The sequence below is a fragment of the Klebsiella sp. C239 genome, assembly GCF_048822715.1.
Classification (GTDB): domain Bacteria; phylum Pseudomonadota; class Gammaproteobacteria; order Enterobacterales; family Enterobacteriaceae; genus Klebsiella; species Klebsiella quasipneumoniae.
The window spans coordinates 77,027-96,582 of sequence record NZ_JBMEZK010000004.1 but is presented as its reverse complement, the minus strand read 5'-3'; the positions used below and the strand labels follow the sequence as shown (position 1 = coordinate 96,582).

The 19,556-nt window shown below is 60.7% G+C and carries 20 protein-coding genes; 10 read left to right on the top strand and 10 right to left on the bottom strand.

The window, feature by feature from the left end:
• Window positions 1–11: 11 nt before the first annotated feature.
• Window positions 12–446: a multiple antibiotic resistance transcriptional regulator MarR gene (gene marR, locus ACOI6Z_RS12715; RefSeq protein ID WP_004143563.1), complete on the bottom strand. Its 435-nt coding sequence runs from the start codon at window positions 444–446 to the stop codon at window positions 12–14.
• Window positions 447–707: 261 nt separating this feature from the next.
• Here marR and ACOI6Z_RS12710 point away from each other — a divergent pair, with 261 nt between their 5' ends.
• Entirely contained in the window at window positions 708–1,376 is a 669-nt protein-coding gene (locus ACOI6Z_RS12710) for a MarC family NAAT transporter (protein ID WP_004205969.1), read from the top strand.
• 68 nt (window positions 1,377–1,444) lie between these two features.
• Here ACOI6Z_RS12710 and ACOI6Z_RS12705 read toward each other — a convergent pair whose 3' ends face one another.
• Entirely contained in the window at window positions 1,445–2,644 is a 1,200-nt protein-coding gene (locus ACOI6Z_RS12705) for a sugar transporter (RefSeq protein WP_420687390.1), read from the bottom strand.
• 201 nt (window positions 2,645–2,845) lie between these two features.
• Between ACOI6Z_RS12705 and ACOI6Z_RS12700 the strand changes: the two genes are divergently transcribed.
• Window positions 2,846–3,637, top strand: coding sequence for a PhzF family phenazine biosynthesis protein (locus ACOI6Z_RS12700; protein WP_420687389.1), 792 nt, complete (start codon window positions 2,846–2,848; stop codon window positions 3,635–3,637).
• Window positions 3,638–3,687: 50 nt separating this feature from the next.
• Here ACOI6Z_RS12700 and ACOI6Z_RS12695 read toward each other — a convergent pair whose 3' ends face one another.
• The 6 genes from ACOI6Z_RS12695 to ACOI6Z_RS12670 form a co-directional block, all read right to left on the bottom strand.
• The gene (locus tag ACOI6Z_RS12695; protein WP_050534204.1) at window positions 3,688–4,365 is read right to left on the bottom strand and encodes an SDR family NAD(P)-dependent oxidoreductase; all 678 of its coding nucleotides are present in this window, start codon (window positions 4,363–4,365) and stop codon (window positions 3,688–3,690) included.
• Window positions 4,362–4,835 carry a YhcH/YjgK/YiaL family protein gene (locus ACOI6Z_RS12690; protein WP_032452776.1) on the bottom strand — a complete coding sequence of 158 codons (474 nt, stop codon included), beginning with the start codon at window positions 4,833–4,835 and terminating at the stop codon, window positions 4,362–4,364. The genes ACOI6Z_RS12695 and ACOI6Z_RS12690 overlap by 4 nt, the downstream gene beginning before the upstream one ends.
• On the bottom strand, window positions 4,832–5,998 hold the full coding sequence (locus tag ACOI6Z_RS12685) for a sialidase family protein (RefSeq protein ID WP_044522918.1): 1,167 nt from the start codon (window positions 5,996–5,998) through the stop codon (window positions 4,832–4,834). The genes ACOI6Z_RS12690 and ACOI6Z_RS12685 overlap by 4 nt, the downstream gene beginning before the upstream one ends.
• 3 nt (window positions 5,999–6,001) lie before the next feature.
• Window positions 6,002–7,411, bottom strand: a complete 1,410-nt coding sequence (locus ACOI6Z_RS12680; RefSeq protein WP_072413168.1) for a sodium:solute symporter family protein — start codon at window positions 7,409–7,411, stop codon at window positions 6,002–6,004.
• A 76-nt stretch (window positions 7,412–7,487) separates the two neighbouring features.
• A complete protein-coding gene (locus tag ACOI6Z_RS12675; RefSeq protein WP_420687388.1) occupies window positions 7,488–8,372 on the bottom strand; it encodes a dihydrodipicolinate synthase family protein in 885 nt (294 codons plus the stop codon).
• A 14-nt stretch (window positions 8,373–8,386) separates the two neighbouring features.
• Window positions 8,387–9,535, bottom strand: coding sequence for an iron-containing alcohol dehydrogenase (locus ACOI6Z_RS12670; RefSeq protein ID WP_048297482.1), 1,149 nt, complete (start codon window positions 9,533–9,535; stop codon window positions 8,387–8,389).
• A 184-nt stretch (window positions 9,536–9,719) separates the two neighbouring features.
• On the opposite strand from ACOI6Z_RS12670, the gene dtnK reads away from it, so the two are divergent.
• Genes dtnK through ACOI6Z_RS12655 form a run of 3 tightly spaced genes read left to right on the top strand, consistent with a single transcriptional unit; the run spans window position 9,720 to window position 12,697 of the window.
• The gene (dtnK, locus tag ACOI6Z_RS12665) at window positions 9,720–10,955 is read left to right on the top strand and encodes a D-threonate kinase (RefSeq protein WP_072421699.1); all 1,236 of its coding nucleotides are present in this window, start codon (window positions 9,720–9,722) and stop codon (window positions 10,953–10,955) included.
• A complete protein-coding gene (locus ACOI6Z_RS12660) occupies window positions 10,948–11,934 on the top strand; it encodes a D-threonate 4-phosphate dehydrogenase (protein WP_064154645.1) in 987 nt (328 codons plus the stop codon). The genes dtnK and ACOI6Z_RS12660 overlap by 8 nt, the downstream gene beginning before the upstream one ends.
• 1 nt (window position 11,935) lies before the next feature.
• Window positions 11,936–12,697: a DeoR/GlpR family DNA-binding transcription regulator gene (locus tag ACOI6Z_RS12655; protein WP_060590747.1), complete on the top strand. Its 762-nt coding sequence runs from the start codon at window positions 11,936–11,938 to the stop codon at window positions 12,695–12,697.
• A 21-nt stretch (window positions 12,698–12,718) separates the two neighbouring features.
• On the opposite strand, the gene ACOI6Z_RS12650 is transcribed toward ACOI6Z_RS12655, so the two are convergent.
• Entirely contained in the window at window positions 12,719–13,663 is a 945-nt protein-coding gene (locus tag ACOI6Z_RS12650; protein ID WP_050534210.1) for an L-lactate dehydrogenase, read from the bottom strand.
• A gap of 145 nt (window positions 13,664–13,808) precedes the next feature.
• Between ACOI6Z_RS12650 and ACOI6Z_RS12645 the strand changes: the two genes are divergently transcribed.
• Window positions 13,809–14,291 carry a GNAT family N-acetyltransferase gene (locus tag ACOI6Z_RS12645; RefSeq protein ID WP_060590745.1) on the top strand — a complete coding sequence of 161 codons (483 nt, stop codon included), beginning with the start codon at window positions 13,809–13,811 and terminating at the stop codon, window positions 14,289–14,291.
• On the opposite strand, the gene ptrR is transcribed toward ACOI6Z_RS12645, so the two are convergent.
• Window positions 14,245–15,123, bottom strand: coding sequence for a putrescine utilization regulator PtrR (gene ptrR / locus ACOI6Z_RS12640; RefSeq protein ID WP_023289635.1), 879 nt, complete (start codon window positions 15,121–15,123; stop codon window positions 14,245–14,247). The genes ACOI6Z_RS12645 and ptrR overlap by 47 nt on opposite strands.
• A gap of 106 nt (window positions 15,124–15,229) precedes the next feature.
• Between ptrR and sad the strand changes: the two genes are divergently transcribed.
• The 4 genes from sad to ACOI6Z_RS12620 all read left to right on the top strand — a co-directional run bounded on the left by sad (window position 15,230) and on the right by ACOI6Z_RS12620 (window position 19,529).
• On the top strand, window positions 15,230–16,615 hold the full coding sequence (sad, locus tag ACOI6Z_RS12635) for a succinate-semialdehyde dehydrogenase (protein WP_044522931.1): 1,386 nt from the start codon (window positions 15,230–15,232) through the stop codon (window positions 16,613–16,615).
• Between the two features lie 80 nt (window positions 16,616–16,695).
• A complete protein-coding gene (glsB, locus tag ACOI6Z_RS12630; RefSeq protein ID WP_023289637.1) occupies window positions 16,696–17,622 on the top strand; it encodes a glutaminase B in 927 nt (308 codons plus the stop codon).
• Window positions 17,622–17,990: a DUF4186 domain-containing protein gene (locus ACOI6Z_RS12625; protein ID WP_023289638.1), complete on the top strand. Its 369-nt coding sequence runs from the start codon at window positions 17,622–17,624 to the stop codon at window positions 17,988–17,990. The genes glsB and ACOI6Z_RS12625 overlap by 1 nt, the downstream gene beginning before the upstream one ends.
• 114 nt (window positions 17,991–18,104) lie before the next feature.
• Window positions 18,105–19,529, top strand: coding sequence for a GGDEF domain-containing protein (locus ACOI6Z_RS12620; protein WP_023289639.1), 1,425 nt, complete (start codon window positions 18,105–18,107; stop codon window positions 19,527–19,529).
• Window positions 19,530–19,556 lie beyond the last annotated feature (27 nt).

The following is a 19,556-nucleotide window of genomic DNA, read 5'->3' as shown; positions in this document are numbered from 1 at the left end:
TCTTCTTATTTTTACGGCAGGACCTTCTTGAGGAGTTGCTCAAGCATGGCGACTTCGTCCGCCGACAGATTTTTTGTTAACTCCTGGTGTAACTTCTGACCCACAACCTGATGACACTGCTCGCAAAGGGCTGCGCCGTCTGGCGTCAACTGCACCAGCACGCCGCGCTTGTCAGCGGGGTTGGGTAACCGTTCAATCCAGCCTTTACACGCCAGGCGGTCGAGCATACGCGTCATCGCGCCCGGGTCGACGGAAAGCACGGTTTTCAGCTCAACGGGGGTAATACATACCTCGCAACGAATGGAACAGAGCACCCGGAACTGGGTCGCGGTAATATCCATGGGTGAGAGGTAGTCGTTGAGCAGGCGATCTTTTTTCTGGTTAACCATCTGGATCAAGCGGCCCAGCGGGATCATCTCGTTGAACAGGTCGCTGGTACTTTTCATGATGGTTGCCCAGGCAATGATTTAGTTGCGAGTGATACTATTGCCCAGGCAATCATAAGTCAACATTATGAATTGGCCGATGCCACGATTTGCTAAAACAAGAAAATTCGACACGGGTCACTGTTTGTGAATTTTCTAACGCTTGTTAATTTTTGGCGAAGGTGATTGATCAGCAGGCTGGCGTTGGAATTGTTGAAGCCGGTATACTCACGGCGTGAAACCATCCTTAAAAAATGAATATTTACGGGACTTTTTTTAACTATGTTTGATTTGTTTAAAGCGATAGGGCTCGGCCTGGCGGTGCTGTTACCGCTGGCGAACCCGCTGACTACCGTGGCGCTGTTCCTTGGCCTGGCGGGCAATATGAACAACGCCGAGCGGAACAAGCAGGCGTTGATGGCTTCGGTGTATGTCTTCGCCATCCTGATGGTGTCGTGGTATGCCGGCCAGGTGGTGATGAATACATTCGGCATATCAATACCTGGGCTGCGTATCGCCGGGGGGTTGATTGTGGCCTTTATCGGTTTCCGCATGCTGTTCCCCCAGCAAAAAGCCCACGATTCGATGGAAGCGAAGATCAAATCGGAAGAGCTACAGGATGAGCCAACCGCCAATATCGCCTTTGTGCCGCTGGCGATGCCAAGCACCGCCGGTCCGGGCACCATCGCGATGATCATCAGTTCCGCCTCAACCGTGAAGCACGGCGTGGACTTCCCGGAGTGGGTGGTGCTGGCGGCGCCGCCGATTATCTTTGCCCTGTTGGCGATCATTCTCTGGGGTTGCCTGCGCAGTTCGGGGGCGATTATGCGTCTGGTAGGCAAAGGCGGCATTGAGGCCATTTCGCGGCTGATGGGCTTCCTGCTGGTCTGCATGGGCGTGCAGTTCATTATTAACGGCGTGCTGGAGATCATTTCGACCTGGCATCCCTGACCGCGGTGATGCGCAGAGAGACAAAAGCCCGCCGGCGCGATACCGACGGGCTTTTTTTTGCGGCTCAATCAAGAGTGGTGCGGCTGGTGCTCTTCCAGCGATACCGGCCAGCGACGGAAGATCAGCAGGGCCCAGATCAGGCCTGCCAGCGCCGGGATGGCGCCGATGTAGCCGATGGAGGCCATAGAGAGGTGCAGACTCACCTGGCTGCCCACCAGCGCGCCGGCGCCAATGCCGATGTTAAAGATGCCCGAGAACAGCGACATGGCGACGTCGGTGGCGTCCGGGGCGGAGGCCAGCACTTTCACCTGCATGCCGAGACCGATAATCATGATCGCCACCCCCCAGAAGATGCTGAGCAGCATCAGGTGGTGCGGGTTATGCGAGGCCGGCAAAAGCAGCAGCAAACAGGCCAGCAGCAGGCCGATGGCGAGGCTTATCAGCCCCGAAGCGTGCTGGTTACCGAGTTTGCCGAACAGAATGCTGCCGATAATCCCGGCCCCGCCGAGGATCAGCAGCATCACGGTGGCAAAATTGCCGCTCAGACCCGCCACCGTCTGGACGAAGGGTTCGATATAGCTGTAGGCGGTATAATGGGCGGTCACCACCACCACGGTCAGAATGTACACGCTGACCAGCGCAGGGCGACGGAACAGCACCGGCAGGCTTTTCAGCGAGCCTGAGTGTTCGCTCGGCAGCGTCGGCAGCAGTTTCACCAGGCAGGCCAGAGTGGCTAAGGCGCCGAGGCCGATCGCCAGGAAGGTCATCCGCCAGCCAAAATACTGGCCGATAATGCGGCCGATCGGAATGCCAAACACCATCGCCAGCGCGGTACCGGTGGCGATCAGGCTCAGCGCCTGCGCCCGTTTGCCCGGAGGCGCCATGCGGATGGCCAGCGCCGACGTTATCGACCAGAACACCGCATGGGCGAAGGCGATGCCGATGCGGCTGATGACCAGCACGTCAAAATTCCATGCAAAGAACGACAGCACATGGCTGGCGATAAACAGAATAAACAGGCCGATGAGCAACCGCCGACGCTCCACTTTGCTGGTCAGCAGCATAAACGGCAGCGACATTAACGCCACCACCCATGCGTAGATGGTCAGCATCATGCCCACCTGGGCGGTTTCCATGCCGAAGCTGTCGGCAATATCCGACAGCAGACCGACCGGGGCAAATTCTGTGGTGTTAAAAATAAACGCGGCGATGGCCAACGTCACGACACGTAGCCACGCTACCTTGCGTGAGACCGTATTCGTAGTCATAAGCTCTGGACTGGTGATTCAGGGGAAGATGTGACGCTGATCTTAAAACGTTTGCTGGCGAAAAGACAATCATTTTGTGATCTGCATCTCATTTCACTGCAAACGCCCAGGTGCGGTTAAGCAATTAATTTTGCTATGGATAGTGTCAGGGGGGCGCTTTTATGTCATGTTGAAGGAAAGTAAAAAAAGTAAGGACAGTGTATGCAGGAAATACAATTTTATCTGGTCGATGCTTTCAGCGATAAAAACTTCGGCGGCAATGCCGCGGCCGTTTGCCCCCTCAGCGAGTGGTTAGCCGACGATGTGCTGCTGAAAATGGCCCAACAGCATAACCAGTCCGAAACGGCGTTCTTCGTCCGCACCGACGAAGGCTATGAGCTGCGCTGGTTTACCACCCTTGGCGAGATCAACCTCTGCGGCCACGCCACCCTGGCGACGGCGCACGTTATTTTTGAATATCTCGACCATCCCTCGGCGACGATTACCTTTAGCACCCGTTTTGTCGGCGACCTGCGGGTGACCCGCAGCGGCGACTGGCTGACGCTCGACTTCCCGTCGTGGACGACCACCCCGGTGGCCAATCCGCCGGCGGATCTGCTGGCCGGGCTGGGCCTCGAGGCGGCCGTCGAGGTACGGGAAGGGCGCGATTATCTGGTGCTGCTGGCGGATCGCCGGCAGGTTGAAGCGGTGCAACCGGACATGGCGCGCCTGCAGACGCTCGGCAAAATGATCTGCGTGAGCGCGCCGGATGAGGAATATGACTTTGTCAGCCGCTTCTTCTGCCCGGGAGAAGGGGTGCCGGAGGATCCGGTGACCGGTTCCGCCCACAGCATGCTGATCCCCTGGTGGGGCGACAAGCTGGGGAAAACCACCATGTTGGCGCGCCAGGTCTCCGCCCGCGGCGGGGATCTGCGCTGCCAGTGGCAGGGCGACCGGGTGCTGATCGGCGGCCAGGCCACCACCTATCTGCGCGGGACTGTCTATTTGCGTTAATCCTCACCGCCGCGTCGTTCCGTTGTCCGGGGACGGCGCGGCGTGCGTCATCAGGCAAGGGAGGCGCCACCGCACATCACCAGCTCCTGTCCGGTCATCGCCGATGCGCCCTCACTCAATAACCAGCTTATCAGCGAGACCACCTCCTGCGGGGTAATGAGCCTCCCCAGCGGCGGCAGCCGCGGCGGAGAGCTTTCCCTGCCAGGCTGATGGAGCATCGGCGTATCGGTTGCCCCGGGCGCCACCACGTTGACCGTCACCCCAGCGGGCGCCAGCTCTGCCGCCCAGCTTCTGGCAAGGGCGACCAGCGCGGCTTTGGTGGCCGTATACTGGGAACGACCCGCTGCGCCTCGTGATGTTCGGCTTCCCAGCAGAACAACCCTCCCGCCCGGCGCCATGGCCGGGGCGAAGTGATTGACCAGCGTTTGGGCCGCGTCGACATGTAAACGCCACAGCGACTCGCCGCGCAGTGGATCAAGATTGCCCAGGGGCGCGGCGGTCATCGAACCCGCGGCGTGGATGATGGCCTGAGGAGGCTCAATCTGTTCCAGCGCCGCCAGCAGCGCGCTGCGTTGGCTGACATCGACCTCCAGATGGCGAAAGTTCGGCTGTGAGAAGGGCGGCAGCGAACGGCTCATGCCGACCACCTGCCAGCCGTCCTCCAGCAATCGCCTCACCACCGCGGCGCCGATCCCGGAACTGGCCCCGGTGACTATGGCCCGCTTCATTGCGCCTCCAGCATCGCTGCCGGTATCTTGAATACCGCCTTTCTGACCGGCGCTGGCGTCGAAACCGCACACAGCGCCTGGTGCGGTTCGCCGGGGTAAAAGACCGCGAAGTCGCCGGGACGCAGCAGAATAGAGACACTCTCCGGGGCCGGCTGACAGAGATAGAGGTCGGGCTTAAGCTCATTATCCTGCGGGCGCATCACGGCAGCCATGCCCGCCTGGATCCGCTCCTCGCCGGCCAGGATGACCTGAATATCCGCCCACTGGCGATGATATTCCGTATGCCGCTCGGCCGCAGGCTGGGTTTGCGCCACGCCGAGGGTGCAGAACCACGGCGCGCCGTCGGGCTGGAAGCGGCCATCCTCTCTGGCGCTCAGGGCGGCCAGCGAACAGTCCTCGCTGCTCAAAAGCTGCTTTAACGCTGGCGGCAGACCAGCCTGGTGCAGCGCCTGCAGGGTACCGATAATCATGCGCTTTCTCCTTTCACCCACTGTGGCGAAACGCGAACATACTTGATCGCCTGGCGGTACCAGGTGTAGGCGATATGCAAATTACCGTCTGCTCCCTGTTTGATGCTGGGGTAGGAGAACTCCCGGTTCAGCTTCTGCTCCGAATTATTGGTCATGCAGTAGCCGTCACCCTCGTCAAGATTACGCAGCCACGGCCAGCTTTTGCCGCCGTCAGGCGAGATCGCCACCGTCATCGGCGCGCGGGGCGCACCCCAGAAGGCGCTTTTTCCGGTTGTTTCCGGCTCCTTACGGCCATCGTCATCCGCAATTTCATCGTACAGTGAGGCTCGGCGTTCGGTGGCCCCGGCGGCGCTCATATTATTAAACACCAGCGCCAGTTCGCCATTGTCGAGAGTCGTCGCCTGAATGGACGAGTTGTTGTTCGGCAGCGTCGTTGGCACCGGCGCAGACCAGCTTTCACCCTGGTCGCTGGAGCGGCTGAACCAGATGTGATCCGCCCAGCGACTGCGAAAGAAGGCCGCCAGTCCGCCGTCGGGATGCGCGGTGATGCTCATATGGACGCAGCCAAGACTCTCCGGGACCGCCACGTCACGCCAGCTTCTGCCGCCGTCGGAGGAGATCTTCACCGCGCTGACGTCATTGTTACCCACCCATTTCTCGCCGGGTGCAGTGCGGCAGTAAAACACCGGCAGCAGCCAGCTGCCGTCAGGCATGACGCTAATCGGCTGGCGAATAAAGGTACCGGGCTGATCCAACAGGGTATCGATGGGTCCCCAGCTTTGCCCGCCGTCGTGTGACTGGCGGTAGCGCACAATGGCGGTATCCTGGTTGCCGGCGAATTGCGCCGTCCATAACAGCCACACTACCTGGTCCGGCGCCTGAAACAGCACCGGATTTTGTTCCGAGCGGTCAGGATCGTCGGAGAGCTTAACCGCTTCGCTCCAGCGATCGCTGCCGGGGGCTAACCGCGAACCCCAGATCGAAATGTCGGCTTTCCCCTCCTGGGAGCCGCCGAACCAGACGCACATCAGGCAGCCATCTTCCAGCTGAAGCAGGTTGGCGGCATGATTTTGCGGGCAGGCGTTGGGGAGCATCGCCCATGCGATATGTTCATCTTGCTGGTGCTGGCGAATGACGCCGTCGAAAGAAGGAATTGCGGACATGTTTCAGACTCCACGTTGCTCAACAGGGGCAGGGGATGATTGTGATTTATTCGGGATCAGGCGATCGATGACCATAATGATCGCCGGGGTCGCCAGGGCGACATACATGTTATTGATGCCGAACGGATCGCCAAGTAAATACCAGACGGAGGTCACCACGCAGGCGCCGATCAGACCGGCATTGGCGCCGCGGGTGCTCCTGAAGAAGGGGGCATAGAAGGCGATGACCGCCACTACGGTAATGGACAGGCGGATGGCGCGGGTGAAGAAGGAGAGTTTCAGCACTTCCGGCACCAGCAGCACAAAGATCAGCGGCAGGAAGCCGATAATTAACGATGCCCAGCGCGTGGCTCTGAACTCCTGGTCCGGAGTTGGGTTACGCCATGGTACGTAGAAATCTTTCACCACCAGCGAGGCAATGGCCAGAGCAACGGTACTTACGCTGACGAATATCGAGGCCACAAGTGACGTTGTCACGAGTCCCGCCAGCCAGGGATTCATGTCCTGCAGAAATACCGGCAGGGCGTACAGGCTGTTGATTTCCGGATGCAGATACTTCGCCGCCACGCCGATGATGGCGATGGCAAGGGCGATGGGCAGGCAGAAAAAGAAGGCGATCCACGTGGAGCGCTTTGCTGACCGGACGTCTTTGGTGGAGCTGATCGCCTGGATAACAAACTGGGTGCAGAAGATGGAGCCGATAGTGCCGATAAGCCAGGCGAAGATAGTGCCAGCGCCAATGTTGCCATCCCACGTCCAGTAGTAATCCGGCATCTTCTCAATCATCGGCGTGAAGCCGCCGGTTTTGGACAGAGCAAAACCCAGAATGATCAGCAGACCAGCGTATTTTAACGCGCTGTGTAACATGGTGACCCAGGCGACGCCTTTCATGCCGCCGAAGGCGAAATAGAAGGTACTGACGATGGCGGTAATAAAGGCGGCCACGGGTAAGTTGACTTTTAAGACGGTGGAAATAGCCGCGGCGCCGCTGACGTAGTTGCCCACGTTAACCAGCAACAGCGCATAAATCATGATCAGGGAGATAATATTTTTGGTACTGGTGCCATATTTCTCAGCGATAGCCCCGGATATGGTGATTTTCCCGGTGTTATAGATGCGCTTTACCAGAATCAAACCGAACAGCGGGAAGCCGATGGCCGCCCCCAGCACGGACCATGAGGCGGCAATTCCGCTCTCAAAGGCGGCCTGAGCGGTACCGATGGTTGATTTGGCGCCAATATATTCCGACATCAGTAATATACCGACAATTAAGGCCGGCATGGCGCGCGAGCCTTCCATAAAATCCCCGGAATTCTTACTACGAATACGGAATGTCAGCCAGGTGGTAAACAGAATATAGGCAATGACAATGCCGACAATAATAAAGGTATCTTCAGCGGTAAAATGATTCATCTTAGCCTCTCTCTGGGCGTACGAATCCTGGGTACGGCAGTACCCGGTCTGTTTTATTTACGAAACGCAGCGGGTATTACGCTAAATAACGGGCAATGATGCCGCGTATTTCCTGCAGCTGCTGGTCACTAAACTGCACCGCGTAGCGGCTGTCGCCCACCTCATGGCCCATCAGCTGCAGCGCTTTTTTCACCGCCGCGGGTGAGAACGCTACCTTGTACAGGTCGGTGCGCAGGCCCGTTACCCGCTCCTGCGCCTGGCGCGATCCGGCGATATCTCCAGCATGGAACAGCGACCAGATAGCGTTGATCTCGGCAGGCGCGACGTTGGCAAGCCCCGAGATGCAGGCTGAGCAGCCGTCGACAAACCCCTGATGGATAAGCGAGTCCGGGCCGTTGAGAACGTCGAAACCGTCAATGTCGCGTACCGCGTCAAGAAAGCCTTTCAGACTGTCGTAGCTGCCGGCGCTATCCTTGATGCCAATGATATTGTCGTGCTGCGCCAGCTTACGCGCTGTCTCCGGCGCAAGGGTGTTACCGATGCGGGCGGGAATGTTGTAAAGAAAGAGCGGGACGCTCAGCGCGTCGGCGATCGCCGTATAGTGGTTTATCAGCTCTTCCTGCTTCAGGGGCACGAACCACGGGGTGATGGCCGATACCGCGTCAACCCCGAGGCGGGCGATCTGCTGGCCAAGCCGGCGAGTCTCCCGCGTGGAAACCTCCCCGATGTGGGCTACCACCGGCGCGCGACCGGCGGCCGCCTCCACGCAGGTTCTGGCGACGGCGATCTTCTCTTCCTCATTGAGGACAAAAAACTCGCCGTTGGTGCCGCCGCAGAATATGCCGTTGCCCGCGGCGATCTGGCGCTGCACCTGCTGCTGCAGCGCTGGCAGGTTAAGGGCTCCCTCAGTGGTAAAGGGGGTAACGATGGCGGTGAGTACGCCGCTAATGGCTCTCCTCATTTGACTTTCTCCTGTTAGGCATGTTCCGGAAACAGCGTCTGGTAGATAGCCGCGATCTCTTCACGGCTGACGCTGCAGGGGGCGTTATTCATCAGGCGCTTAACGTTCTGCGCCGCCGCGCTGAGGGCGGGGATACTGTCTGCGGGAACGCCGAGGGCGGCGAGGTTATCGGGCAGCGGTAAGCGTTTGACCAGCGCCGCCAGCCATGCCACCAGCGCATGGGATTTCTCTTCCTCGCTGAGGGTGAGGTCCGCGTCGGGGATCAGATCCCAGACCTGAGCGAACTTCGCCACCGCGTGGGGGCGGACCACCCGCATGCAGGGCGCCAGCAGAATGGCGTTAGCCACCCCGTGCGGCAGGTGCCAGGTGCCGCCGAGCGGATAGGAGAGCGCATGCACCAGATGGGTGCCGGCATGGTTGATCGCCGCGCCGCCGTACCATGAGGCCCAGAGCATCTCCAGCTTCGCCGTCAGATCCTGCGGCTGATCCACCGAGCGTTCGATATGACGCACCAGCTTGTGTAAACCGATTAACGCCGCGTTATCGCTTACCGGGTTGGCCACGGTGGAGGTGAAACACTCCAGCAGATGGCACAGAGCATCGATCCCGGTCGAGGCTGCGATGCTGGCCGGCATGCTGGTGGTCAGCTCCGGCAGCAGGGCGACGTAGTCCGGGAGCAGCACCGGGGAGATGATCCCCACTTTGGTCTGCTGCTCGGGGATCGCCAGAATAGCGTTCGGCGTTGCTTCGGAGCCGGTCCCGGCGGTGGCAGGGATTAGCAGGGAGCATAGCCGTCGTTGCGGCTGTTCACCCGCCAGCAGGGCCGTCAGAGTGGGGGCTTGCGGATGCAGCAGCACCGACAGCAGTTTCGCCACGTCCAGTACGCTTCCGCCGCCAATGCCGACGACCATCTGCGGTTGAGAAGCGCCCAGCTGGCTGACGATCTCCGCCACATCCTGATGACTGGGCTCGGCAGGCACACTGTTAATGACCTCAACCTGGCGCCCGTCAGCCGCCAGCAGGCGATGGATCGCCCGGGTCGCCTCCAGCGCACCGACGTTCTGGTCGGTCACCAGCAGGATACGGGTTTTATCTGCCAGCAGCGGGAGCAGGGCCGATGAGGCGCCAGCCCCGCTGATGATCGTGCTGTGTATCGTCGCCACGCGTTTCTCCTTGGTAGTGGTTGATTGAATTCAATCATTCACGAGTCGTTCTACTCGTCTGGTGGGGAAAAGTTATAATTTATACGGCGGTTTAATAACTTGAGCTTGCTCACATTTAATCAAATATGATTGAATATAATCAATTTCAGGTTTGCAACGTTTACAACGACCACAAGGCAGGACAATGAAAGACGGCAATAACAGCGTGCTGGTGCTGGCAGATGACTTTACCGGAGCCAATGACGCCGGGGTCAGCCTGGCGGAGGCGGGCATGTCGGTAGAAGTGGCATTCTCCGCCGGGCAGGCGTCATCCGCCCGGGCGTTAATACTCAACAGCGACAGCCGGGCGATGACCGCCGGCGCGGCCGCCGACAAGGTCACCGCTCTGCTGCGCGGCGCGGCGCGATTCGCCCCGCGCTGGCAGATAAAGAAGATCGACTCCACGCTGCGCGGCAACCCCGGCGCCGAACTCGAAGCGATGATGACGGCGCAGGGCTGCCGGGTGGCGGTTGTGGCGCCGGCTTACCCGGCGGCCGGGCGGCATACCCGGGACGGACGCTGCTATGTACACGGGATACCCCTCGATCACACCGAATTTGCCAGCGATCCGAAGACGCCGGTTAGCCGGGCGGATATTGCCGGCATTCTCGCCATGCAGAGCCGGCTGCCGAGCCGGTCGCTGAGCGCCGCCCAGCTTCCGGGAGCGTTAGCGACGGCAGGCGAAGCGAGGCAGGTACTGATTATCGACGCCTGGGAAGAGCGTCATCTGGATCAGGTTATTGACGCCGTCGCTCCTCATGCGCAGGAGACCCTGCTGGTCGGCTCGGCAGGCCTTTGCGAGGCGCTTGCGCGCCGCCTGCGCCGCAGCGAGCAGGGGCCGCTGCTGGCGGTGGTCGGCTCGATGAGCGAGATGGCGCAGCGCCAGGTCGCGGCGCTGCAGGCTCATTCCCGAGTGAGAAAGATCGAAATTGATGTCGAACAGGCCTTTAGCGGATCGCCGAAGGAGGAAGCCTCGCGGATCGCCGAGGTGCTGCGTGAGGGTCATCACTGCGTGGTGACCACCCGCCCGAATAACGCCGTCCGGCACGGGATTGAAGCCCAGTGCCGCGAACGCGGTCTCAGCCGTGCGGCCTACGGGGAGCACATTTGCGCCTGGCTTGCCGACGTTACGGCACAGGCGGTGGCCCTGTGCCCCCCTGGCGCGCTGTACCTCTCCGGTGGCGATGTGGCCATCGCCGTGGCTCAGGCGCTCGGCGCCAGCGGTTTTCAGATCCGCGGCCGGGTCGCGGAGTGCGTCCCATACGGATACTTCCTCGGCGGCCGCTGGTCGCGGCCGGTGATGACTAAAGCCGGAGGATTCGGCACCGACACCACGCTATTACATGTTGTGAATTTTATTGAGGAGAAACTGAGTGTCTAACATCATTGCAGTCACAATGGGCGACCCGGCAGGGATTGGTCCGGAGATTATTATCAAATCCCTCGCCGACGGGGCGCTGAGCGGCGCGCCGGTGGTGGTGGTGGGCTGCGCGCAGACGCTGCGGCGTATCCTGGCGTTGAACATCACCCCGCGGGCGGAGCTGCGCATCATTGACCATCCCGCCGAGGCAAGCTTTGCCCCGGCGACGATTAACGTCATCGATGAGCCGCTCAGCGACCCGCAGGGGCTGCGTCCTGGCGAAGTGCAGGCCCAGGCCGGGGATCTGGCGTTTCGCTGCATTAAGCGGGCGACCCGCCTCGCGCTGGAGGGCGCCGTCGCGGCCATCGCCACCGCGCCGTTGAATAAAGAGGCGCTGCATCTGGCGGGGCATGCTTTTCCCGGTCATACGGAACTGTTGGCCCACCTGACGCAAACCACCGATTACGCCATGGTGCTGTATACCGAAAAGCTTAAGGTTATCCATATCACCACCCATATCGCCCTGCGCCAGTTCCTTGACACCCTCAACCAGCCGCGGATCGAGACAGTGATCGGCGTGGCGGATCGCTTTCTGCGCCGCGTCGGCTATCAGCGTCCGCGTATTGCGGTCGCCGGCGTGAATCCGCACGCCGGGGAGAACGGCCTGTTTGGCGATGAAGAGATCCGCATCGTCGCCCCCGCGGTTGCCGCCATGCGGGAGCAGGGAGTGGAGGTAACCGGCCCCTGTCCGCCGGACACGGTGTTTATGCAGTGTCATGAGGGGATGTACGACATGGTCGTGGCGATGTATCACGACCAGGGGCATATTCCGCTGAAGCTGCTGGGATTCTATGATGGGGTCAATATCACCGCCGGGCTGCCGTTTATCCGCACCTCTGCGGATCATGGCACCGCGTTTGATATTGCCTGGACAGGTAAAGCGAAGTCTGAGAGCATGGCAACCTCCATTGAGCTCGCCATGCACATCGCGCAGGAATAACATGAAGGGATATAACCGGTTAGAGCAGATTATGGACTTCCTGAAAAGCCATAATCTGGTGACAGTCGACCAGCTGGTGGCGGCGACCAACGCCTCGCCAGCCACCATTCGCCGCGACCTGATCAAACTCGATCAGGAAGGGGTGATCAGCCGCACGCATGGCGGGGTGACGTTGAACCGGTTTATTCCTGCCCAGCCGACGACGCTGGAGAAAGCCCAGCGCAGCCCGCTGGAAAAGCAGGCGATCGCCAGCGCGGCGGCAGCGCTGGTGAAAGCCGGCGACGCCATTGTGCTTGATGCCGGCACCACCATGATTGAACTGGCGCGGCAGATCACCCATCTGCCGCTGCGGGTGATCACCAGCGATTTACATATCGCCCTGTTTTTGTCGGAATTTAAGCAGATTGAAGTGACGATTATCGGCGGGCGCATCGATGACAGCAGCCAGTCGTGCATCGGCGATCACGGCCGCCGCCTGCTGCAGACCATCTGGCCCGATCTCGCCTTCGTCAGCTGCAACGGCTGGGACCTTGAGAAAGGGATCACCGCCCCGACGGAGGAGAAAGCCGCCCTGAAACGCGATCTGATGGCCAATGCTCGCCGGCGCATTCTGCTGGCGGACAGCTCCAAATACGGCGCCTGGTCACTCTTCAACATTGCCCCGCTGGAGTCGTTGACCGATATCGTCACCGACGGCCACCTGCCGGAAGCGACCCGCGAGGCGCTGGCGACCCTTTCCCCTCAGCTGATCATTGCCGACTGATCCAGACGTCGCCGTCTGCCGTCAGGGCAGACGCGCGATATTGGCTTTGATCACCGCAACCGACTGGCTGAACTTCGTCTGTTCTTCGCCGGCCAGCCGCAGTTCGATAATCTGCTCCACGCCCCCCTGGGCCAGCACCGCCGGCACCCCAGCCGCCGCGCCGCTGACCCCGTACTCACCGTCAAGAATGCAGGAGACCGCCAGCGCACGGTGGCTGCCGGTAAAAATATTGCGGCAAATCTCGGCGATGGTGCCTGCCACGCCATATTCCGTACAGCCTTTGCCGGCGTAGATCTCAAACCCCAGCTTGCGCACTTTGTCGGCCATCGCCTCCCGGTCGAGCGGCCGGCCGGTGCGTTGCTGGTAGAGGTCGGCGATCGGCGTGCCATATACCGAGGAGTGCGACCATACCGGAAACTGGGTATCGCCGTGCTCGCCGAGGATAAAAGCGTCGATGCTCTGGGCGCCAATGTTCAGCTCCTGCGCCAGCAGACGGCGCAGGCGGGTGGTATCCAGCCAGACGCCGGTGCCCAGCACCTGGCTGCGCGGTAAGCCGGAGAGCTGCCATACCTGCCAGGTGATGATGTCACACGGGTTGGTGGCCACGAGGAAGATGCCGTTAAACCCGTTGGCCATCATGGTCGGCACAATGCTCTTGACGATTTTTGCGGTAGTGGTCAGTTCATCGAGACGGCTCTGGCCGGGGCGCAGCGCGCCGCCGGAGACGGTGATCACCGCGATGTCGACATCGGCGCAGTCGCTGGCCTCGCGGGTGGAGATGGTCATCATCCCCGGCAGATAGGCCGCGGCGTCGCTGAGGTCCTGAGCGTGGGCCTCGGCGCGCGGCTGGTTAAGGTCGACGAGGATCAGCTCCTCACAAATGCTCTGGTTGAGCAGGGCGTAGGCCGCTGACGCGCCGACGTTACCGGCGCCAATAATCATCACTTTACGGGCTTTGGTGCGCATATTCAGGTCTCAAAAACGGACGGCAGGGGATAAAGTTACTTCGTTTCAGTTAGTTAGCGCAAGTGGCGGGCGGCAATATAAGTTAATGCTATGGCGGAAAACGTTCCGGGGCGCGCTACAGTGGCGTAAAAAAAGGAGCTCACCTATGTATACCATCACCGACATCGCCCCCACCGACGCCGAATTTACCGCCCTGATTGCCGCCCTCGACGCCTGGCAGGAGACACTCTACCCGGCGGAGAGCAACCATCTGCTGGACCTCGGTCAACTGCCGCCGGAGACAGTGATCGCCCTGGCGATCCGCAGTCCGCAGGGCGAAGCCGTTGGCTGTGGGGCTATCGTCCTCAGCGATGAAGGTTTTGGCGAGATGAAGCGGGTCTATATTGATCCACAGCATCGTGGGCAACAGCTGGGAGAAAAACTGCTGGCGGCCCTGGAGGCGAAAGCGCGCCAGCGCGACTGCCATACTCTGCGCCTGGAGACCGGCATCCATCAGCATGCGGCCATCACCCTCTATACGCGCAACGGCTATCAGACCCGCTGCGCGTTTGCTCCCTACCAGCCCGATCCGCTCAGCGTCTTTATGGAGAAACCGCTGTTTGCCGATCTTCGTTCAGCAGCGCTATAAACGCTTCCAGCTGGCGGGTTTTGGCGCCCCGACGCCACACCAGCCAGGTGGTGAGCCAGCGCCACTCTTCCGCCAGCGGCCAGGCGGAAACCTGCTGATGGCCCGGCATACTCTCCAGCATACTGCGCGGGATCAGCGCCAGCCCGGCGCCGGCGATCACGCAGGCCAGCATCCCGTGATAAGACTCCATCTCATGGATCCGGCCCGGAGTGGCTCTGTCGGCATGGAACCAGCTCTCAAAATGCCGGCGGTAGGAACAGTTGGCGCGAAAAGCGTAGACATTAGCCCCGTTCACTTCGCTGGCGCGGGCGATGGGCGCGTGGCCGTAGGGGGCGACGATCATCATCTCTTCAGGGAACACCGGCAGCCCCTCCAGGCCCGGGTGCACCAGCGGTCCGTCAACGAACGCGGCGCTCAGGGCTCCCTCCAGCACGCCGTCGATCATCGTCCCGGAGGGGCCGGTGGAGAGGGCGAGATGTATTTTCGGGTAGCGCTGATTAAAGTGGGCCAGGGTGGTGGGGATCCGCACCGCCGCGGTGCTCTCCAGAGAACCGAGAGAGAAGAGTCCCTGGGGTTCGTCGCCCGCCACTACCATTCGCGCCTCGTCCACCAGGGCGAGGATCTGCTGGCTGTAGCGTAAGAAGCTGTGGCCCGCGGGCGAGAGGCGCAGCCGCTGGTTCTCGCGGATAAACAGCTCAACGCCAAGATCCGCCTCCAGCTGGCGGATGCGGGTGGTAAGGTTGGACGGCACGCGATGCACTTTCTGCGCTGCCTGGGTAATGCTGCCGGTGCTGGCGACGGCGTTAAACATCTCTAGCTGAGTCAGGTCCATACTATTCTTCTTTTGTGAATGTGTTGCTTAATATTATTCATTTTCAATGAATGGAAAGGTAAGCCAGAATACGTTCACTTCGCAAGCAACGAGAGAGAGAATAACGATGAATTTATCTGCAACGCACGCCGTCTCCGTCAACCCGACTACCGGCGAGGTGGTCTCCTCGCTGCCGTGGGCCAACGAAAGCGAGGTCGACGCGGCTATCGCTCTCGCCGCGGCGGGCTATCGCCAGTGGCGTCAGACGCCGCTCGCCGCACGCGCCGACGCGCTGCGCCGCATCGGGGCCGAGCTGCGCGCCCGCGGTGAAGAGGTGGCCCAGACGATCACTCTCGAGATGGGCAAACCGATTGCTCAGGCTCGCGGCGAGGTGGCGAAATCCGCCAATCTCTGCGACTGGTATGCCGAACATGGCCCGGCGATGCTGGCGACCGAAGCCACCCTGGTGGAAAATAACCAGGCGGTGATCGAATATCGTCCGCTGGGGGCCATTCTGGCGGTGATGCCGTGGAACTTCCCGGTCTGGCAGGTGCTGCGCGGCGCGGTGCCGATCCTGCTGGCCGGCAACAGCTACCTGCTGAAGCACGCCCCGAACGTGATGGGCAGCGCCCGCCTGCTGGGCGAGATTTTTGCCGCCGCCGGCCTGCCGGAGGGCGTGTTTGGCTGGGTCAACGCCACCAATGACGGCGTTTCGCAGATTATCAATGACGACCGCATCGCGGCGGTGACCGTCACCGGCAGCGTCCGCGCCGGGAAAGCGATTGGCGCTCAGGCGGGCGCAGCGTTGAAGAAATGCGTGCTCGAGCTGGGGGGATCCGATCCCTTTATCGTTTTGAACGATGCCGATCTGGATGAAGCGGTGAAGGCCGCCGTCACCGGCCGCTATCAGAACAGCGGCCAGGTGTGCGCCGCATCGAAGCGCTTTATCCTCGAAGCCGGCATTGCCGAGGCCTTCACCCGCAAATTTGTCGACGCCGTCGCGGCGCTGAAGATGGGCGATCCGCGCGACGAGCAGAATTACGTCGGGCCGATGGCGCGATTCGATCTGCGCGATGAACTGCACCAGCAGGTAACGGCGACCCTCGATGAAGGCGCAACCCTGCTGCTGGGGGCGGAAAAAATCGAAGGGGCGGGCAATTACTATGCGCCAACGGTCCTGGGCAACGTCACCGCCGGCATGACCGGCTTCCGCCAGGAGCTGTTTGGTCCGGTCGCGACCCTGACCACCGCCCGTGACGCAGACCATGCGCTGGCCCTCGCCAACGACAGCGAATTTGGCCTGTCGGCAACGGTCTACACCACCGACGAGGCGCAGGCCCAGCGCTTTGCCCGCGAGCTGGAGTGCGGCGGTGTCTTCCTTAACGGCTACTGCGCCAGCGACGCCCGGGTGGCTTTCGGCGGCGTGAAGAAGAGCGGTTTTGGTCGCGAACTGTCGCATTTTGGCCTGCATGAGTTCTGCAATGCGCAGACCGTCTGGAAAGACCGTCGCTAATCTGCGTTTGCCCCTGACGACCGTCGTTCTCGTCTGCTATACTCGCCCACCAAAATTCGACGGTGGGCAAGGAGCCGCGTGTGGCGACGGTGATCAATAACGCAATGCTGGAAGCCATTCTGGCAGAAATCAGGCCGCTGATTGGCCGCGGTAAAGTGGCGGATTATATTCCGGCGCTGGCCAGCGTCAGCGGCGATAAGCTTGGCATCGCTATCTGTACGGTGGACGGGCAACATTTTGCCGCCGGCGATGCCCATGAACGATTCTCCATCCAGTCGATCTCCAAGGTATTGAGTCTGGTGGTGGCCATGAACCACTATCAGGAAGAGGAGATCTGGCAGCGGGTGGGGAAAGATCCCTCCGGTCAGCCCTTTAACTCGCTTCTGCAGCTCGAGATCGAGCAGGGCAAACCGCGCAACCCGTTTATCAACGCCGGGGCGCTGGTTGTCTGCGACATGCTGCAGAGCCGGCTCAGCGCGCCGCGCCAGCGAATGCTGGAGATTGTCCGCCGCCTGAGCGGCGTGGCCGATATCGCCTACGATCCGCTGGTGGCCCGCTCTGAGTTTGAGCATTCGGCGCGCAACGCCGCTATCGCCTGGCTGATGAAATCCTTCGGCAACTTCCATAATGATGTCGCCACCGTGCTGCAGAACTATTTCCACTACTGTTCGCTGGAGATGAGCTGCGTCGAGCTGGCGCGAACCTTTCTGTTTCTCGCCGACCGCGGCATCGCCCCGCATCTCGAAACGCCGGTTATCGCGCCGATACAGTCCCGCCAGGTGAATGCCCTGATGATGACCAGCGGCATGTACCAGAACGCCGGCGAGTTTGCCTGGCGCGTGGGTCTGCCGGCGAAATCGGGCGTCGGCGGCGGAATTGTGGCGATTGTGCCCCAGGAGATGGCGATCGCGGTCTGGAGCCCGGAGCTTGACGAGGCGGGGAACTCCCTGGCCGGCGTGGCGCTGCTGGAGAAACTGACTCAACGGCTGGGGAGGTCGGTGTTCTGATGGTCGATCAGGATCGATTATTTGCTCGCCTGGCGCGTTCGACGTTTCGTTCACGCTTCCGGCTGGGAATGAAAGAGCGGCAATATTGCCTCGATAAGGGACCGGAGGTCATTGACCAGCATGCCGCCGATTTTATCCGTCAGCGGCTGGCGTCCGCCGCGCCGGCCAATGATGGCAAGCAGACGCCGATGCGCGGTCACCCGGTGTTTATCGCCCAGCACGCGACCGCCACCTGCTGTCGCGGCTGCCTGGAAAAATGGCACGCCATTCCCCACGGCCGCGCGCTGAGCGAGCAGGAGCAGCGCTATATTGTGCAGGTGATCCACCGCTGGCTGGTGCTGCAGATGAACGGCCCGTCTGTGCGCTAATTTGCATTTGATCGGCGCCGGAGTATGCCTGATAAATATTCTCATGTTATGATAATCCGCTAACTAACTATTAACATAATAATTGCCTGAAACAATTAGACGGATAATTACTGAATGTCTTCACTGTCGATTCGGTCATTTACGCTGTTTCGTGAAGAACAACCCGTGCGCGATGCACTGGTCTTATTTACGTTAACGCTATTGCTGCATTTTCTGGGCGCGATGCTGCGTCTGGTGCAGGAGCTCTCTTTCTTCTGGCCGCTCAACGCAGTGATGGCCGGGATCTTTGCGCGCTACGTATGGCTTAATCGCAGCTATTTTTATGCCGTCTGCTTTGCGGCAATGCTGGTCTATGACGGATTAACTTCGCGCTGGGGAATGGGCTTTGCCTCATTGCTGATTAACTTCTCCAATATTGTCTTTATTGTGACCCTGGCGCAGCTGGTGCTGTGGGATAAACGACGCGCCGACTCGATGCCCGGCCCGATTAACGCGCTTAATTTATTCTGTTTCTGTCTGTTAGCCGCGCTGCTGTGCGCAGCGGTCGGCGCGTTGGGGTCGGTGGACGTCGAGCGCGCCACCTTTATTCCCCAGCTGGCGGACTGGTTTAGCGAGCAGTTCTCGACGGCGGTGCTTATTCTGCCGTTTATTCTGACCCTGACGCTGCCCTCCGCGTTAAGCGGTTTTCGCTTTCGCCAGCTGCTGCCCGCGCTGGCGCTGGTGCTGTCGATTGCCCTCGGCGTGGCGGTGGGCGGCGCCGGCAGCATTACCTTCCCGTTACCGGCCCTGATCTGGTGCGCCGTGCGCTATCCGCTGCCCCTGACCTGCCTGTTGACCTTTCTCACCGGCATCGGCGAGATACTGCTGGTGGCCAACTCGTTAATTCACTTTGCGCCGGACACGCGAATGCAGCCGTGGCAGTTGTTCTCCACTCGCCTGGGGATCGCGGCGATGCTGATAAGTCCGGTGATCGTCGCCTCCAGCGTCGAGGCGATTAACATGCTGGTGAAACAGCTGGCCCTGCGCGCCGATTTTGATTTCCAGACCCGGGTCTATTCCCGTTCCGGGCTGAGCGAGGCGCTGAAGCGTCAGGCCTTGCCGGCCGATAAACTGCTGACGGTGATGGTGCTGGACATCGATGGCTTTAAAAGGGTGAACGATGCCCTGGGCCATGAGGGCGGAGATTGCGTACTGACTCAGTTTGCCCAGCAGGTCAGGCAACTGGTGGGCGAGCAGGGTATGGTCGCCCGTATCGGCGGCGAGGAGTTTGCGGTCGCCGCCGTGGTCGACAGCACCCAGCAGGGTTACCTGCTGGCGGAGAAGATCCGCCACGGCGTAGAGTCGCAAGCTTTCGGTTGGGGACATAACCCGATCCACCTGACCATCAGTATGGGACTGGAGACACGCGAGGTGGGCCAGGCCCGTATTACCGAGCTGTTTAACCAGCTGCTGCTGGCGGCGGACGATGAAATGGTCAAAGCCAAACAGACAGGCCGTAACCGCATCTGTATGCCGACGCTGACGGAAAGCGCACCATAAGAAAATCCTATAGGTGTTATGCTTGTG

Bases quoted from the DNA above. Each gene is read 5' to 3' on its own strand.
- marR (WP_004143563.1), bottom strand. From the start codon at position 446: ATGAAAAGTACCAGCGACCTGTTCAACGAGATGATCCCGCTGGGCCGC.
- ACOI6Z_RS12710 (WP_004205969.1), top strand. From the start codon at position 708: ATGTTTGATTTGTTTAAAGCGATAGGGCTCGGCCTGGCGGTGCTGTTA.
- ACOI6Z_RS12705 (WP_420687390.1), bottom strand. From the start codon at position 2,644: ATGACTACGAATACGGTCTCACGCAAGGTAGCGTGGCTACGTGTCGTG.
- ACOI6Z_RS12700 (WP_420687389.1), top strand. From the start codon at position 2,846: ATGCAGGAAATACAATTTTATCTGGTCGATGCTTTCAGCGATAAAAAC.
- ACOI6Z_RS12695 (WP_050534204.1), bottom strand. From the start codon at position 4,365: ATGAAGCGGGCCATAGTCACCGGGGCCAGTTCCGGGATCGGCGCCGCG.
- ACOI6Z_RS12690 (WP_032452776.1), bottom strand. From the start codon at position 4,835: ATGATTATCGGTACCCTGCAGGCGCTGCACCAGGCTGGTCTGCCGCCA.
- ACOI6Z_RS12685 (WP_044522918.1), bottom strand. From the start codon at position 5,998: ATGTCCGCAATTCCTTCTTTCGACGGCGTCATTCGCCAGCACCAGCAA.
- ACOI6Z_RS12680 (WP_072413168.1), bottom strand. From the start codon at position 7,411: ATGAATCATTTTACCGCTGAAGATACCTTTATTATTGTCGGCATTGTC.
- ACOI6Z_RS12675 (WP_420687388.1), bottom strand. From the start codon at position 8,372: ATGAGGAGAGCCATTAGCGGCGTACTCACCGCCATCGTTACCCCCTTT.
- dtnK (WP_072421699.1), top strand. From the start codon at position 9,720: ATGAAAGACGGCAATAACAGCGTGCTGGTGCTGGCAGATGACTTTACC.
- ACOI6Z_RS12655 (WP_060590747.1), top strand. From the start codon at position 11,936: ATGAAGGGATATAACCGGTTAGAGCAGATTATGGACTTCCTGAAAAGC.
- ACOI6Z_RS12650 (WP_050534210.1), bottom strand. From the start codon at position 13,663: ATGCGCACCAAAGCCCGTAAAGTGATGATTATTGGCGCCGGTAACGTC.
- ACOI6Z_RS12645 (WP_060590745.1), top strand. From the start codon at position 13,809: ATGTATACCATCACCGACATCGCCCCCACCGACGCCGAATTTACCGCC.
- ptrR (WP_023289635.1), bottom strand. From the start codon at position 15,123: ATGGACCTGACTCAGCTAGAGATGTTTAACGCCGTCGCCAGCACCGGC.
- sad (WP_044522931.1), top strand. From the start codon at position 15,230: ATGAATTTATCTGCAACGCACGCCGTCTCCGTCAACCCGACTACCGGC.
- ACOI6Z_RS12625 (WP_023289638.1), top strand. From the start codon at position 17,622: ATGGTCGATCAGGATCGATTATTTGCTCGCCTGGCGCGTTCGACGTTT.
- ACOI6Z_RS12620 (WP_023289639.1), top strand. From the start codon at position 18,105: ATGTCTTCACTGTCGATTCGGTCATTTACGCTGTTTCGTGAAGAACAA.